Genomic DNA, 14,283 nt, shown 5'->3' on the forward strand with positions numbered 1-14,283 from the left:
CGGCGCTCTCAGTCGCCGGCCGGGCTCGACGTCCGCGGACCGGAGCCCGCCACCTCGGCGCGGGGGGCGACAGCCCCGGCCGCCGGTCCGGGCGCCCCGGCGGGTGTTCGGCGCGGGACGCGCGACCAGCCCGTGCCGGAGTGCTGCACCCGCTTCGGCAGGCGGTGCGGCAGCATCCCGTACCAGGCGCAGGAGAGCGCCACCCCGAACGCCAGGCAGGCCGTACCGCCCACCGCGTCCAGCCAGAAGTGGTTCGCCGTCGCCACGATCACGACCAGGGTGGCCACGGGGTACAGCGCGCCCAGGATGCGCGCCCAGGGCGCGGAGGCCAGGGCGCATATGGTCAGACCGCACCACAGGGACCAGCCGATGTGCATGGACGGCATGGCCGCGTACTGGTTCGACATGTGCTTGAGGTCGCCCGAGGCCATCGAACCCCAGGTCTGGTGCAGCATCACCGTGTCGATGAAGTGGGCGCCGTTCATCAGCCGGGGCGGAGCCAGCGGGAAGACGTAGTAGCCGAGCAGGGCCACCGCCGTGGTGGCGAAGAGGACCAGCCGGGTGGCCGCGTAGCGGCCCGGATGGCGGCGGAACAGCCAGACGAGGACGCCGATGGTCACGACGAAATGCAGTGTCGCGTAGTAGTAGTTCATCGACACGATCAGCCATGTCACCGAGTTGACGGCCCGGTTGACCGTTTCCTCGAAGGCGAGGCCCACGGCGTGTTCGAGGGACCAGATGCGATCGGCGTTCCGCAGGGCCGCGGCCTTCTGCTCGGGTACGGCGTTGCGCACCAGCGAGTAGAGCCAGTAACTGACCGCGATCAGCAGGATTTCGAACCAGAGGCGCGGGCGGCGCGGGGAGCGCAGGGAACGGAGTGAGGGGCGGGGGCGCATGCGGGACAGGGTGATCGCCTTCGTTGAACCGGACGCCGTCGTTCCGTCCGCGTCGGGTGACGGGGTGGCCGCCGTGCGGTCTTCCTGTGTGGTCACGTGCGATTCACCCATAGGCGCAGAGTCTGCCAGATACGTCCCCCTCTGCCCGATGATCCTCCGGTCGGGTTCCGGTCGCACATTCGATACTTTACCGACGGGCGCGGGGTGCCTGGGAGGGGCCCGGCCCCGAGGCCGTTGAACCGCGTACCACCAGTTCGGGCATGAACACGAACTCGCTGTGCGGAGCGGGCGTGCCGCCGATCTCCTCCAGCAGTGTGCGCACGGCGGCCTGCCCCATCGCCGTCACCGGCTGGCGGATCGTGGTCAGCGGCGGATCGGTGAACGCTATGAGGGGCGAATCGTCGTAACCGACCACCGAGAGGTCGCGCGGCACCTCCTTCGACAGCCGGCGGGCCGCCCGGATGGCGCCGAGCGCCATCATGTCGCTGGCGCACACCACCGCGGTGCAGCCCCGGTCCATGAGCGCCGAGGCGGCCGCCTGGCCGCCCTCCAGCGTGTACAGGGAGTGCTGGATCAGCTCCTCCACGGCGTCGGCCGTGAGACCGAGCTGCTCCTGCATCGTGGCGTGGAACCCCTCGATCTTGCGGAGGACCGGCACGAAACGCTTGGGCCCGACCGCCAGGCCGATGCGCTGATGGCCCAGCGCCACCAGGTGCGTCACCGCCAGACGCATCGCCGCCCGGTCGTCGGGGGAGATGAACGGGGCCTGCACCTTGGGGGAGAAACCGTTGACCAGGACGAAGGGGACGCCCTGGGCGCGCAGTTGTTCGTAGCGCTGCATGTCGGCCGAGGTGTCGGCGTGCAGCCCGGAGACGAAGATGATGCCCGAGACGCCGCGGTCGACGAGCATCTCCGTGAGCTCGTCCTCGGTGGACCCGCCCGGCGTCTGGGTCGCCAGCACCGGCGTGTAGCCCTGCCTGGTGAGTGCCTGGCCGATGACCTGGGCCAGCGCGGGGAAGATCGGGTTCTCCAGCTCGGGCGTGATCAGGCCGACGAGCCCCGCGCTGCGCCGGCGCAGCCGGACGGGGCGTTCGTAGCCGAGGACGTCGAGCGCCGCGAGGACGGATTCGCGGGTGGCCGCTGCGACACCGGGCTTGCCGTTCAGTACGCGGCTGACCGTCGCTTCGCTGACCCCCGCCTGAGTTGCGATATCGGCAAGCCGTGCGGTCATGGGACTGGACTGTACCGGGCGGGTGTCCCGGAACGCCCACCGTGCACGGGATTCGGGCGGGCCGCCCCCGCGGACACGGGGCGGCGATCCTTCTGCGGCAACTTCTTGCAAGTCCTTGCGGGCACCTTCCGGCCGTTGCGGTCGGATCGTCGTACTGCCCTTGCACGGGCCCTGGCCAGGCACAGTCAGGATGTACCGGCTTCCGTCAAGAGGCTTGACGGCAACCTTGAGGACACGCCAATGTAACGATCAGCGGTGCTTGCAGAAATCTTCCGCAAAGTCTTTCGGTCGCCTTTCATCCTTGTTACGTTCACGTCGACCCGGCGCCGCGACGGAGCGGTACGGCAGTTGAAGGAGTTCAGATGCGACGTGGCATAACGGCCACCGCCCTGGTCGCGACCCTGGCGCTCGCGGCGACCGCCTGCGGAGGCGACGACGAGTCCGGCGGCAGCAAGAGCTCGGGCGAGCTCTCCGGCACGGTGACCTGGTGGGACACCTCGAACGTCGGCAGCGAGGACAAGGTCTTCAAGAAGATCGCCGAGGGCTTCGAGAAGAAGCACCCGAAGGTCGACGTCAAGTACGTCAACGTTCCCTTCGGCGAGGCGCAGAACAAGTTCAAGAACGCCGCGCAGGCCGGCTCCGGCGCCCCCGACGTCATCCGCTCCGAGGTCGCCTGGACCCCCGAGTTCGCGGACCTCGGCTACCTCGCCCCGCTGGACGGCACCACGGCGCTCAAGGACGAGGGCGACTTCCTCAAGCAGGCCGCCGCGTCGACCCAGTACAAGGGCAAGACGTACGCGGTCCCGCAGGTGATCGACTCCATGGGCATCTTCTACAACAAGAAGATGTTCAAGGACGCCGGCGTCGAGCCGCCCGCGAAGATCGCGGATCTGAAGAGCATCGCCCAGAAGATCAAGGACAAGACCGGCAAGACCGGTCTCTACCTGCGCGGCGACGACTCCTACTACTTCCTCTCCTTCCTCTACGGCGAGGGCGGTGACCTGGTCGACGCGGAGAAGAAGACCGTCACCGTGGACAACGCCCAGGGCGTCAAGGCGTTCGGCGTCGTGAAGGACCTCGTCGACTCCGGGGCGGCCAGGACCGACGCCACGGACGGCTGGGAGAACATGATGCAGTCGTTCAAGAACGGCGACGTCGCGATGATGATCAACGGTCCCTGGGCCGTGGCCGACACGCTCACCGGCAAGGAGTTCACCGACAAGGCGAACCTGGGCATCTCCACGGTGCCGGCCGGCTCCGCCGCACAGGGCGCCCCGCAGGGCGGCCACAACCTCGGCGTCTACGCGGGCTCCGAGAACCTCGACGCCTCCTACGCGTTCGTCGAGTACATGACCTCCGTCGAGTCCCAGGCGCAGGCCGCCGGTGAGCTGAACCTGCTGCCGACCCGCACCTCCGCGTACTCCAAGAAGGAGGCCGCGGACAGCGAGATCGTCCAGTTCTTCAAGCCCGTCGTCGAGACCGCGGTCGAGCGTCCCTGGATCCCGGAGACCGGCAGCCTCTTCGCCCCGCTGAACGTCGAGTACACCAAGGTCCTCACCGGCCAGACCACGCCGGAGAAGGCCGCGAAGGCGACCGGCGACTCCTACCGCAAGCTCCTCAAGGGCTGGAAGTAACTCAGGAAGGCAGGCCGACTGATGGCTGTCCACACCAGCCAGTCGGTGGCGAAGGCCGCGGGCGACGACGTCGCCCGCGGCCGGAGCCGCGGTACTGGCAACCCCCCGCCACCGAGCAGATTCCGGCGCGCCCTGTCGGTCCACTGGTACGCCTGGACCATGGTCGCCCCGGTCGTGCTCGTGATCGGCGTGATCATCGGCTACCCGCTGGTCCGCGGTATCTGGCTGTCGCTGACCGACGCCAACGAGCGCAACGTCGCCCGGTCCATCGGTGTCAACGAGATGCCCGCCACCTACGAGTTCGTGGGGCTGGACAACTACGCCGACGCCCTGACCGGCACCCAGTTCCTCGGCACGCTGGGCTGGACGCTGGTGTGGACGGTCTCCTGTGTGACCATCACCTTCTGCCTGGGCATGGCCCTCGCCAACATCCTCAACCGCAGGATCGCCGGCCGCTCCGCCTACCGCATGGCACTGATCCTGCCCTGGGCCATCCCCGGCTTCGTCTCGGTCTTCGCCTGGCGCTTCCTCTACAACGAGAACAACGGCCTGCTCAACAAGATCCTCGGCGGCGCCGGGATCGACGGCATACCCTGGCTGAACGACCCCACCTGGGCCAAGTTCTCCGTCATCGCCGTCAACGTCTGGCTCGGCGTGCCGTTCATGATGGTCGCCCTGCTCGGTGGCCTCCAGTCGATCCCCGCGGAGCAGTACGAGGCCGCGGAGATGGACGGCGCCACCGCCTGGCAGCGCTTCCGCCACGTCACGCTCCCCGGACTGCGCCCGGTCTCCACCACGGTGGTCCTGCTCTCCACCATCTGGACCTTCAACATGTTCCCGGTGATCTTCCTGCTGACCCGCGGCGGACCCGGTGAGGCCACCCAGATCCTGGTCACCCAGGCGTACAAATTCTCCTTCGAGATCAGCCCGCGCGACTTCGCGCAGTCCTCCACCTGGGGCGTGCTGATCCTCGTACTCCTGATGCTCTTCGCCATGGTGTACCGGCGAGTGCTCCGCACGCAGGGAGACAACTGGTGACCACCGTTACCGCAACCCCCGCCCGGCACGGCGCCCGCAAGCCCCGCAAGCGCGGAGACCGCTCCCCGGCCGCCTCCGTGGCCCTGCACCTCACCCTGATCGTCATGTCGGTGATCGCGGTCTTCCCGGTGCTGTGGGTCCTGCTGACCTCGCTGAAGCCCGCGAAGTTCGCGACGACGACGGACTTCTTCAAGGAGACGACGTTCGAGAACTACACGAACCTGATCAAGGACACCGAGTTCCTGGCCTGGTTCGGCAACTCCGTGGTCGTCGCGGGGCTCTCCACCGCCATCGGCGTCTTCGTCTCCGCCACCACCGGCTACGCCGTCAGCCGCTTCCGCTTCCCCGGCAAGCGCGGGCTGATGTGGACCCTGCTGGTCACCCAGATGTTCCCGGTGGCCGTCCTCATCGTGCCGATCTACAACATCATGTCGACGATGGGCCTGCTCAACCAGCCGGCCGGACTCGTCATCACCTACCTCACCATCTCGGTGCCGTTCTGCGCCTGGATGATGAAGGGCTTCTTCGACACGATCCCGCGCGAGATCGACGAGTCGGGTCAGGTCGACGGCCTCACCCCGTTCGGCACGTTCTGGCGGCTCATCCTGCCGCTCGCCAAGCCCGGCCTCGCCGTCACCGCCTTCTACTCCTTCATCACCGCCTGGGGCGAAGTCGCGTACGCCTCCGCCTTCATGGTCGGTGACGAGAACCTCACGCTCGCCGGCGGTCTGCAGAAGTTCGTCAACCAGTACGGAGCCCAGTGGGGCCCGATGACCGCGGCGTCCGTGCTCATCGCGATCCCTGCCGCGCTGGTCTTCCTCTTCGCGCAGAAGCACCTGGTCACCGGCATGTCCGCCGGAGCCGTCAAGGGCTGACGCACCCAGTCCCGTACGACCGCACCAACGTCACGGCGGCGCCGGACCCCCGACCCGGTCCCGGCGCCGCTCCCCACCCAGACACCCCAGGGACGACATGACCCAGCACCTCGCTGCCCCCTCCACCGGCACGTCCGACGACGCCCCGGGCCACCGCACCGGCTGGTGGCAGGACGCGGTGATCTACCAGGTCTACCCACGGAGCTTCGCCGACAGCAACGGCGACGGCATGGGCGACCTCGCCGGCGTCACCGCGCGCCTCCCGTACCTCAGGGACCTCGGCGTCGACGCCGTCTGGCTCAGCCCCTTCTACGCCTCGCCGCAGGCGGACGCGGGTTACGACGTCGCCGACTACCGGGCCATCGACCCGATGTTCGGCACGCTCCTCGACGCCGACGCGCTGATCCGCGAGGCCCACGGCCTTGGCCTGCGCATCATCGTCGACCTGGTGCCCAACCACTCCTCCGACCAGCACGAGTGGTTCAAGCGCGCCCTCGCCGAGGGTCCGGGCTCCGCCCTGCGCGAGCGCTACCACTTCCGCCCCGGCAAGGGCACCGACGGCGAACTCCCGCCCAACGACTGGGAGTCCATCTTCGGCGGCCCCGCCTGGACCCGGACCACCGACCCGGACGGCACGCCCGGCGAGTGGTACCTGCACCTCTTCGCGCCGGAACAGCCCGACTTCAACTGGGAGCACCCGGCCGTCGCCGACGAGTTCCGCTCCATCCTGCGCTTCTGGCTCGACATGGGCGCCGACGGCTTCCGTGTCGACGTCGCCCACGGCCTGGTCAAGGCGGAGGGACTCCCGGACCTGGGATCGCACGACCAGCTCAAGCTCCTGGGCAACGATGTCATGCCGTTCTTCGACCAGGACGGTGTGCACGAGATCTACCGCAGCTGGCGCACCATCCTCGACGAATACCCCGGCGACCGTATCCTCGTCGCCGAGGCGTGGACCCCCACCGTCGAGCGCACCGCCAACTACGTGCGCCCCGACGAGATGCACCAGGCCTTCAACTTCCAGTACCTGTCGACCGCCTGGGACGCCGCCGACCTGCGCGCCGTCATCGACTCCTCGCTCGACGCGATGCGCCCGGTGGGCGCCCCCACCACCTGGGTGCTCTCCAACCACGACGTCACCCGCCACACCACCCGCTTCGGCAACCCGCCGGGCCTGGGCACCCAGCTCCGCATCCCCGGCGACCGCGAACTCGGTCTGCGCAGGGCCCGCGCCGCGACCCTGCTGATGCTGTCCCTCCCCGGCTCCGCCTACGTTTACCAGGGCGAGGAACTGGGCCTGCCCGACGTCACCGACCTGCCCGACGAGGCCCGCCAGGACCCCTCGTTCTTCCGCGCCGAGGGCCAGGACGGCTTCCGCGACGGCTGCCGCGTGCCGATCCCGTGGACCCGCGAGGGCAGCTCGTACGGCTTCGGTGACGGCGGCAGCTGGCTGCCGCAGCCCGACAGCTGGGGCGCGCTCTCCGTCGAGGCCCAGACCGGCGCGGAGGGCTCCACCCTGGAGCTGTACCGCGCCGCGATCGCGGCCCGCCGCGAGCACCCGGGCCTCGGCGCCGGCACCGACGTCGAGTGGCTGGACGCCCCCGAAGGCGTACTCGCCCTCGGCCGCCCCGGCTTCGTCTGCACCGTCAACACGACGGGCGCACCGGTACGGATGACGGCCCCCGGCACCCTGCTGCTCACCAGCACCCCGGTGACCGTCGAGGGCACCACCTTCGAGCTGCCCGCCGACACCACGGTGTGGTGGACGGTGTGACCGTCCCCGCACCCAGGACCGGACCGGCGCTGCGGCTCTCCGACATCGCCGGTCAGGCCGCCGTCAGCGAGGCCACCGTCAGCCGGGTCCTCAACGGCAAGCCGGGCGTCGCGGACACCACGCGCCAGCGGGTGCTCGCGGCGCTCGACATCCTCGGCTACGAACGCCCCGTACGGCTGCGGCAGCGCAGCGCCGGACTGATCGGACTGGTGACACCCGAACTCGTCAACCCGATCTTCCCGGCGTTCGCGCAGTCCGTGGAGCAGGTCCTCGCGGGGCACGGCTACACACCCGTGCTCTGCACCCAGCTGCCCGGCGGCGCCACCGAGGACGAGCTGGTCGAACAGCTCGTCGAGCGTGGCGTCGGCGGCATCGTCTTCCTGTCCGGGCTGCACGCCGACACCTCGGCCGACCCGGCGCGTTACGCCGCGCTGAGTGACCGGGGGGTGCCGTTCGTCCTCATCAACGGCTACAACGAGCACATCAGCGCCCCGTTCGTCTCACCCGACGACCAGGCCGCCGTACGCATGGCGGTCGGCCACCTCGCCGAGCTCGGACACCGGCGGATCGGCCTGGCGATCGGACCGCAGCGCTACGTGCCCTCCCGCCGCAAGCGCGACGGCTTCGTCGACGCGGCCGTCTCCCTGCTGGACATGGACCGCGAGGAAGCCGAACTCCTCGTCTGCTCCACACTGTTCGGTGTCGAGGGCGGCCAGGTCGCGGCGGGCGCCCTGCTCGACGCGGGCTGCACCGGCATCGTCTGCGGCAGCGACCTGATGGCGCTCGGCGTGGTCCGGGCGGCGCGGGGGAGGGGACACGACGTCCCGCGCGACGTCTCCGTCGTCGGCTTCGACGACTCCCAGCTCATCGCCTTCACCGATCCGCCGCTGACCACGGTCCGCCAGCCGGTCCAGGCGATGGCGGCGGCGGCGGTGGGGGCACTGCTGGAGGAGATCGCCGGGAGCCCCGTACAGCGCACGGAGTACGTGTTCCAGCCGGAGCTGGTGGTACGCGGCTCCACGGCGGCGGTGCGCAGCGCCTGAACGGACGCCGAGACGGGGCCGGGTCCGGAGGGGGGACCCGGCCCCGTCTGCGCGTTCCGGACCGGACGGCCGGCGCCGGGAGGTACGGGTGAGGCCCCTGCGGACCGCGTGAGCGCCTGAGCTGTCGCCTCACCCCGCACGCGGTCTTCCGGTGGGTCGGCAGAATGCACAGATGACCGATGACCTTCCCACCGGCCTGAGGGCCCGTCACCCTGTCGAAGAAGACCACTCCCGCGTGCTTGCCGTACTGGACACATGGTGGGGCGGCCTGAAGGGAGAGGCAGGAAGGACGGAACGCGCGCTGCTTCTGCCCCGGCTGTATTTCCAGCACTTCACCACCACGAGCTTTGTGGTCGAACGCGGCGGTGAGGGGAGCGGCGACGGCGAGATCGCCGCCTTCCTGGTCGGATTCCTGTCGCAGACGGAGCCCGACACCGCTTACGTGCACTTCGTCGGGGTCGACCCGGCACTGCACGGGCAGGGTGTCGGGCGAGCCCTCTACCGGTCCTTCTTCGCACTGGCCCGGTCCCACGGCCGCCGTTACGTGCGCTGCGTCACCAGCCCGGAGAACGCCGCGTCACGGGCATTTCACACCCGGCTCGGCTTCACGGCCTCAGCCACGAGGCGGGACTACGACGGGCCCCGGCTCGACCGGGTGACGTTCGCCGCCGACCTGGTCGCGGATCCGATGACCACCGCCTAGACGTACGGCACGACCACGACCTGTACGTCGTCCTCATGGGCGGCGTGGACGGCGGGTGCTACGGGCCGAGCGGAACCGGGCACCTGGGCGGCCCCCCAGCGGGGCAGAAGCTGTCCGGCCGCCTGCGCAGCACCGAGGACACGGCAGCGTGTCCGGCAGATCTCCGAGGAGCTTGTACGTCGAGCGGTCAGCTCCCGGAGGCGTACGTGAGGAAGGCCTTCCACGGGGCGAGGGCGAAGCCGAGGTAGGGGCCGGGCACGTCCTTGGAGTCGCGGACGTGCACGGCGCCGCCGGCGGTCGCGACCTCGACGCAGTCGTTGCCACTGCTGCTGTCGCTGTAGCTGCTCTTGAACCAGACCAGTTCGCCGGTGTCCTCGACGGAGGGCTTGTCGATCATGTCTCTCCCAGCACTTGCTCGATGAAGGCGAGCGACTCCCGTGGCGTGAGCGCCTGGGCTCGGATCATCCCATAGCGCAGTTCGAGGACCCTGAGCTGTTTGGGGTCGGACACCGGACGGCCGCTGAACGCGCCCCCGGAACGGCCGACAGCGGTTCCGTCACCGAACTTCAGGATCTCGATGTCGCCACCGATACCGGGATGCGTCTCACAGTTCAATGGCATCACCTGTAGCGAGACACCGCGCAACTGCCCGATCTTGAGGAGGCGTTCCAGTTGGTGTCGCAATGCCATCTTGCCTCCGATGGGGCGTCGGATCGAAGCCTCTTCCTGGACGAAACTGAGAGTCGGCGCCGGCTCTCGTTCAAAGACGGAACGACGTGCGATGCGTGCGGAGACGCCTCGCTCCACCTCACCGTGCGAGTAAGCGGGCTGGCGGGCCTCCAACAACACGCGTGCGTGTTCCTCGGTCTGTAGAAGCCCGTGGACGCCGTGGCAGGAATACACGCTGATCTCCACCGCTCGTGCCTCCAGCTTCGCCAGATCCCGCACCTTCTTCGGATACCGGGCCTCCGCCATCTCCTTCTTGAACATGGCGAGTTTGCCGCCTGCCCCCAGGACCTTGTCCGCCTTGTCCAGGAACTCGGGCCGGGGGATGCGCCTCCCGCCCTCCACCTTGTAGACCAGGTCCTCCCCGTATCCGATCGCCGCCCCGAACTCGGCGGCACGCATCCCCGCCGCCTCCCGCCATGCCTTGATCTGGCGGCCCACGGAGGCGACCACCGCCGCCCCCGGCTCGTCGTCGGGATCGACCTCCCAGCCGGGCTCGTCCGCTCCGGCGTTGCCGTGTGCCGTACCAGCCTCATCCACGCTCATCCGTGCCCCACTTCCGACGCGCCTGCCGTTCTTGCACCAACCTCTGTGGTCCCCGGCGAGTCACCCCGGACAGTCGGGACAGCACTGGACAAGGCCGGGACAATCACCGTACGTAACCGGTTCGTATCTCCTCACGGTAAGCAAAGAAGGCCACGCTGAGTGACGTGACCCAAGAAATCACCCGAACCGAACATTCCGCTCCGTCACGGCAGTTCACCGTGCTGCTCTCGCCCACCCGCCGAGGAGCCAGGCTCGCCCGTCTGCTCGCTACGGCACATCTGGGTGACTGGGGACTGCCCACGGGGCCGGCCGCGCACATCGTGGCCGAACTGGCCGCGAACGCCGCCGTGCACGGACGCGTGCCGGGCAGGGACTTCCGGTTGAGCCTCGCGGTCCACGGCGGCGCGTTGCTCCGTATCGAGGTGGCCGACACCCGGGGCGAGTGGCTTCCGCCTCTGCCCGGAGCCGTCGACACGCCTGCCGACGACGCGGAGTCGGGGAGGGGTCTGCTGATCGTCGGGGCACTTGCGGACCGCTGGGGAATCGACGTCGGGCCCGCCTCGCGCAAGACGGTCTGGGCCGAACTCGACCTCGTGCGGTGACCGTCGCCACCGGGTCGCGGGTCCCCATAACCCGGTGTGCCGTGACGCGGCGGCCCACGACGCCAAAAGCTTGAAAGGACTCGGGAAATCACCCTTCCCCACCCAACCCGCCTCAGTGAGCGCTTTGTCACTCACTCGGGTGACATGGAGCAACTGAGCTGGATTTGGCACGTGTTGTCGGGCATATGCTCGCCTCGACCGCCACAGACATGAGACGGCCCCCGCCGGGACTGGCATCCCGATCGAGGGCCTGACCACCGAGGAAGTAACGGAGCTTCCCGATGGATACCCAGCAGATTACCGCGCCCCCGCGCGCCCAGCCCGCTGTATCCGGCGTGATCCACAACAACGTCCGGCACACCGCAGGCTTCACCGTCATCGGCAACCACCTGGCCCAGCACCGGGGCCTGTCCCTCGTCGCGATCGGCCTGGCCGTGCACATCCAGTCGCTGCCGGCCGGAGCGAAGATCGGCATCAAGCTCCTCGCCGACCGCTTCCCGGAGAGCGAGACCCACAACGCCGCCCTTCCGCCGCCGCCCCTCCCCGGGACACGCGAGCTGGAGTCCGCACGCCCCGGAGCGATCGTCATCCCGCTCCAGAACTGCGACCGCTGCGGCCGCGCCTTCCGCTCACGGCACCCCGGCCACTGCCGTGACTGCCGCACCGACCTGCCCACAGCCGCCTGATCCCGAACGGAAACTCATGGTCAGCGCACCGCACGAAGCGATGCACCGTATCTTCCAGGAATACCCGAGCCTCTTCTCCCAGCTCTCCGAGGTCCTCGGGATCGAACTGCCACCTCTCGTGTCGGCGGAGCCCGTGACCGTCGACCTCACCGAAAGCGAGCCGCTCGAACGACGCGTCGACACCCTCCTGCGCATCGAGACGCAGAACGACGGCCCCTTCCTCCTCGTCGTCGAAGCCCAGGGCAAGAAGGACCCCGGCAAAACAGCCAGCTGGCCCTACTACGTCACGTACCTCAATAACAAGTACCGGCTTCCGGTGCTGCTCCTCGTCATCTGCCAGGACCACGCGACCGCCGCATGGGCGGCCCGCCCTCTCACGATCGGCCTGCCCCAATGGCCGACCGTGACCACTCGCCCACTCGTGGCGGGACCGCACAACATGCCCGTCATCACGGACGTGGCCGAAGCCCGGAAAGACCTCGCGCTCGCCACGCTCTCGGCGATCACGCATGCTGACAATCCGGACGTCGATGCGATACTGAAGACGATGTCCGTCGCACTGCGCGACGCACCGGAATCGATCGTCGCACCCCTCGTCGAATTCATCGCACAGGGCCTGGGCAACCGCCCGGCCGCACGACAGTGGAGGAACCTGGTGGCCGTGGATCTTTCCTTCTACACCTCGCCGCTCTCCGAAGAAATCCGGGACGAAGGCCGTGTCGAGGGCCGCGTCGAGGGCCGCGTCGAGGGCCGTGTCGAGGGATGCGTCGAGAGAGGCGCCGCGGATGTCCTGCTCGTCCTCGGCGCACGGGGCATCGCGGTCAGTGACCGAGCTCGCGAGAAGATCGCGACCTGTACCGATCCGGAACTTCTCAGCCAGTGGTTGGTTCGCGCAGCCGTCGTTGCCACAGGTGACGAGATCTTCGACGGGGGGTCCTCCGCCGACCGGTAACACGTCGTTTCGTTTGCGCTGTCCACCGGAGGAACCTGGTGCCCGATCTCTCTTTCTACGTCTCGCCGCTCTCCGAGGAGATCCGGGAAGAGGGCCGTGTCCAAGGCCGTGCCCAAGGCCGTGCCGAAAACATCCTGCTCGTCCTCGGCGCACGGGGCATCGCGGTCAGTGACCGAGCTCGCGAGAAGATCACCACCTGCCGTGACTCGGAGCTCTCACGCCAGTGGTTGGTTCGCGCAGCCGTCGCCACCACCGTTGAAGAAGTTTTCGGCGAGGAGGGCCCCGTCGGCCGGTGACCGCGTCGCCGGCCGGCGCCTCTCAGGCGCCGGCTTGTGCGAAGTGGGCGGGGGAGGTGGCGCCGAGGCCGTGCACAGAGACACGGGCAGGCTCCTGTCCGGGCAGCTCCACCCAGCGGATCACGCAGCGGGGAGGACCCGCACGGCCCGGGGGCAGGCCGGGGCGTCCCTTCGAGCCTGAACAGCCCGAAGGGGCGTCCCCCGCCCCGCACTCAGGGACGGCGGCGGAGCGGGGGACGCCCCGTGGTCAGACCGCTGCGGTGTGCCCGGTGATCGGGCAGGTGCCGGCTGCTGCCGTCCTGCCGAAGGCGGCGGTCGTGGCGGCGGGCGCGGACCCTCCGATCTGCTGGAGGATCTCGTCCGAGAGCAGGTCTTCCTTGCCCTTGAGCGCGTCAGCGACCTTGAGATCGGCGTTGAAGACCATCTCGGCCGCCACGTTGTCCTGGACGATGCGTGCCAGGTTGTCCAGGGCCACGAAGATCGGGTCCGAGGGGGTTTCCACGGTCGGCAGGTCGATCAGGTGAGTGTCCACCTTCGCCTGGTTCATGGTGCGGCGGATGATGATGGACGCCTGGTTCAGCTCGGCCGTGGTCCAGATCGACAGCACCGTGACGTACAGGTCGCTCCAGGCCTTTTCGCCGATCAGCGTGCGCCACCGCTTCATCAGTCCTTCGATGCCGGTGATCTGCGCGGTGGCGGCGAAGGTCATGTTGACGCGGATGGACGGGTAGACGGTGGCGGCGAACGTGTTGAACGACGCCATGTCGAACGACTCCGCCTTGACGGAGGCGTCGATGAACTTGATCGCCTCGGTCAGGATCTTGTCGCAGGAGACGTACAGGTCGTCCGGGAGGTTCGCGGTGGGCAGCTTGGTGAGCGCCGAGTCCAGCGTGGTCCGGAAGGCCTTGAGGGGTATGGTCCAGCTCTTGTCCCCCGGGGCCTTGAAGACGATCATGTCCAGGTCGTGCGGGTCGATGCGCTCCGAGTTGGGGATGTTGGGGACCTGGTCGCTGAGGTAGGCGGCGAGCACCGAGTAGATGCCCAGGGGGACGTGGGCGATCGACTTGGCCAGTTCGAAGTACTCCGGGACCGGGTCGACCGTCTCGACCTGGATGCCTCCGTTGACAAGGGTGAAGCGCCCGCCGACCGCGTTGTTCTCGACGATGATGACGGGGGTGAGCTGCTTTATCAGCTCGGTCTTGAGGGATGCGTAATGGGAACGCATCCCGGTGTTGACGGCGCGTATCGAGTTACGTGCCGCCTTCTCGTCGGTCGCGGTGA

At 68.8% G+C, this 14,283-nt stretch carries 15 protein-coding genes and 1 pseudogene; 10 read left to right on the plus strand and 6 right to left on the minus strand.

The annotated features are described in order from the left end of the window. Positions 1-8: 8 nt before the first annotated feature. Positions 9-896 (minus strand): phosphatase PAP2 family protein, encoded by an 888-nt coding sequence (locus tag VN520_RS25460; protein WP_414719951.1) that lies wholly within the window; start codon positions 894-896, stop codon positions 9-11. 187 nt (positions 897-1,083) lie between these two features. Continuing rightward, on the minus strand, positions 1,084-2,127 hold the full coding sequence (locus tag VN520_RS25465) for a LacI family DNA-binding transcriptional regulator (RefSeq protein WP_325749276.1): 1,044 nt from the start codon (positions 2,125-2,127) through the stop codon (positions 1,084-1,086). Between the two features lie 362 nt (positions 2,128-2,489). Here VN520_RS25465 and VN520_RS25470 point away from each other — a divergent pair, with 362 nt between their 5' ends. The 6 genes from VN520_RS25470 (at position 2,490) to VN520_RS25495 (ending at position 9,194) form a co-directional block, all read left to right on the plus strand. Then, on the plus strand, positions 2,490-3,761 hold the full coding sequence (locus tag VN520_RS25470) for an extracellular solute-binding protein (RefSeq protein ID WP_325749277.1): 1,272 nt from the start codon (positions 2,490-2,492) through the stop codon (positions 3,759-3,761). Positions 3,762-3,782: 21 nt separating this feature from the next. Next, positions 3,783-4,799, plus strand: a complete 1,017-nt coding sequence (locus VN520_RS25475) for a sugar ABC transporter permease (RefSeq protein WP_325749278.1) — start codon at positions 3,783-3,785, stop codon at positions 4,797-4,799. Further along, a complete protein-coding gene (locus tag VN520_RS25480) occupies positions 4,796-5,674 on the plus strand; it encodes a carbohydrate ABC transporter permease (protein ID WP_325749279.1) in 879 nt (292 codons plus the stop codon). Before VN520_RS25475 ends, VN520_RS25480 begins: the two co-directional genes overlap by 4 nt. A 97-nt stretch (positions 5,675-5,771) precedes the next feature. Next, a complete protein-coding gene (locus tag VN520_RS25485) occupies positions 5,772-7,448 on the plus strand; it encodes an alpha-amylase family glycosyl hydrolase (RefSeq protein WP_325749280.1) in 1,677 nt (558 codons plus the stop codon). After that, a complete protein-coding gene (locus VN520_RS25490; protein WP_325749281.1) occupies positions 7,433-8,491 on the plus strand; it encodes a LacI family DNA-binding transcriptional regulator in 1,059 nt (352 codons plus the stop codon). Before VN520_RS25485 ends, VN520_RS25490 begins: the two co-directional genes overlap by 16 nt. Positions 8,492-8,663: 172 nt before the next feature. Beyond that, complete coding sequence (locus VN520_RS25495; protein WP_325749282.1) at positions 8,664-9,194, plus strand: GNAT family N-acetyltransferase; 531 nt, start codon at positions 8,664-8,666, stop codon at positions 9,192-9,194. 187 nt (positions 9,195-9,381) lie between these two features. On the opposite strand, the gene VN520_RS25500 is transcribed toward VN520_RS25495, so the two are convergent. Both VN520_RS25500 and VN520_RS25505 read right to left on the minus strand, forming a co-directional pair. Further along, positions 9,382-9,591 carry a DUF397 domain-containing protein gene (locus tag VN520_RS25500; protein WP_325749283.1) on the minus strand — a complete coding sequence of 70 codons (210 nt, stop codon included), beginning with the start codon at positions 9,589-9,591 and terminating at the stop codon, positions 9,382-9,384. Next, positions 9,588-10,466, minus strand: a complete 879-nt coding sequence (locus tag VN520_RS25505) for a helix-turn-helix transcriptional regulator (protein WP_325749284.1) — start codon at positions 10,464-10,466, stop codon at positions 9,588-9,590. Before VN520_RS25505 ends, VN520_RS25500 begins: the two co-directional genes overlap by 4 nt. A 164-nt stretch (positions 10,467-10,630) precedes the next feature. On the opposite strand from VN520_RS25505, the gene VN520_RS25510 reads away from it, so the two are divergent. The 4 genes from VN520_RS25510 (at position 10,631) to VN520_RS25525 (ending at position 13,002) form a co-directional block, all read left to right on the plus strand. Continuing rightward, entirely contained in the window at positions 10,631-11,068 is a 438-nt protein-coding gene (locus tag VN520_RS25510; RefSeq protein ID WP_325749285.1) for an ATP-binding protein, read from the plus strand. Between the two features lie 281 nt (positions 11,069-11,349). Continuing rightward, entirely contained in the window at positions 11,350-11,754 is a 405-nt protein-coding gene (locus VN520_RS39695) for a hypothetical protein (protein WP_414719950.1), read from the plus strand. Positions 11,755-11,770: 16 nt separating this feature from the next. After that, a complete protein-coding gene (locus VN520_RS25520) occupies positions 11,771-12,706 on the plus strand; it encodes a hypothetical protein (protein WP_325749286.1) in 936 nt (311 codons plus the stop codon). A 38-nt stretch (positions 12,707-12,744) separates the two neighbouring features. Next, positions 12,745-13,002 (plus strand): hypothetical protein, encoded by a 258-nt coding sequence (locus tag VN520_RS25525; protein WP_325749287.1) that lies wholly within the window; start codon positions 12,745-12,747, stop codon positions 13,000-13,002. Between the two features lie 34 nt (positions 13,003-13,036). On the opposite strand, the pseudogene VN520_RS25530 reads toward VN520_RS25525, so the two are convergent. Beyond that, positions 13,037-13,123: pseudogene (locus tag VN520_RS25530) on the minus strand (alpha/beta hydrolase); the annotation flags it as partial. A gap of 126 nt (positions 13,124-13,249) precedes the next feature. Then, positions 13,250-14,283, minus strand: a 1,034-nt coding sequence (locus tag VN520_RS25535; RefSeq protein WP_325749288.1) for a hypothetical protein, incomplete at its 5' end; no start/stop codon positions are given.

The organism is Streptomyces sp. (genome assembly GCF_035563135.1).
In the GTDB taxonomy this organism is placed as follows: Bacteria; Actinomycetota; Actinomycetes; order Streptomycetales; family Streptomycetaceae; genus Streptomyces.

What these genes read in the sequence shown, in the direction of transcription:
- VN520_RS25485 (WP_325749280.1), top strand. Translation starts at nt 5,772, where the DNA reads ATGACCCAGCACCTCGCTGCCCCCTCCACCGGCACGTCCGACGACGCC.
- VN520_RS25495 (WP_325749282.1), top strand. Translation starts at nt 8,664, where the DNA reads ATGACCGATGACCTTCCCACCGGCCTGAGGGCCCGTCACCCTGTCGAA.
- VN520_RS39695 (WP_414719950.1), top strand. Translation starts at nt 11,350, where the DNA reads ATGGATACCCAGCAGATTACCGCGCCCCCGCGCGCCCAGCCCGCTGTA.
- VN520_RS25465 (WP_325749276.1), bottom strand. Translation starts at nt 2,127, where the DNA reads ATGACCGCACGGCTTGCCGATATCGCAACTCAGGCGGGGGTCAGCGAA.
- VN520_RS25475 (WP_325749278.1), top strand. Translation starts at nt 3,783, where the DNA reads ATGGCTGTCCACACCAGCCAGTCGGTGGCGAAGGCCGCGGGCGACGAC.
- VN520_RS25460 (WP_414719951.1), bottom strand. Translation starts at nt 896, where the DNA reads ATGCGCCCCCGCCCCTCACTCCGTTCCCTGCGCTCCCCGCGCCGCCCG.
- VN520_RS25520 (WP_325749286.1), top strand. Translation starts at nt 11,771, where the DNA reads ATGGTCAGCGCACCGCACGAAGCGATGCACCGTATCTTCCAGGAATAC.
- VN520_RS25500 (WP_325749283.1), bottom strand. Translation starts at nt 9,591, where the DNA reads ATGATCGACAAGCCCTCCGTCGAGGACACCGGCGAACTGGTCTGGTTC.
- VN520_RS25470 (WP_325749277.1), top strand. Translation starts at nt 2,490, where the DNA reads ATGCGACGTGGCATAACGGCCACCGCCCTGGTCGCGACCCTGGCGCTC.
- VN520_RS25505 (WP_325749284.1), bottom strand. Translation starts at nt 10,466, where the DNA reads ATGAGCGTGGATGAGGCTGGTACGGCACACGGCAACGCCGGAGCGGAC.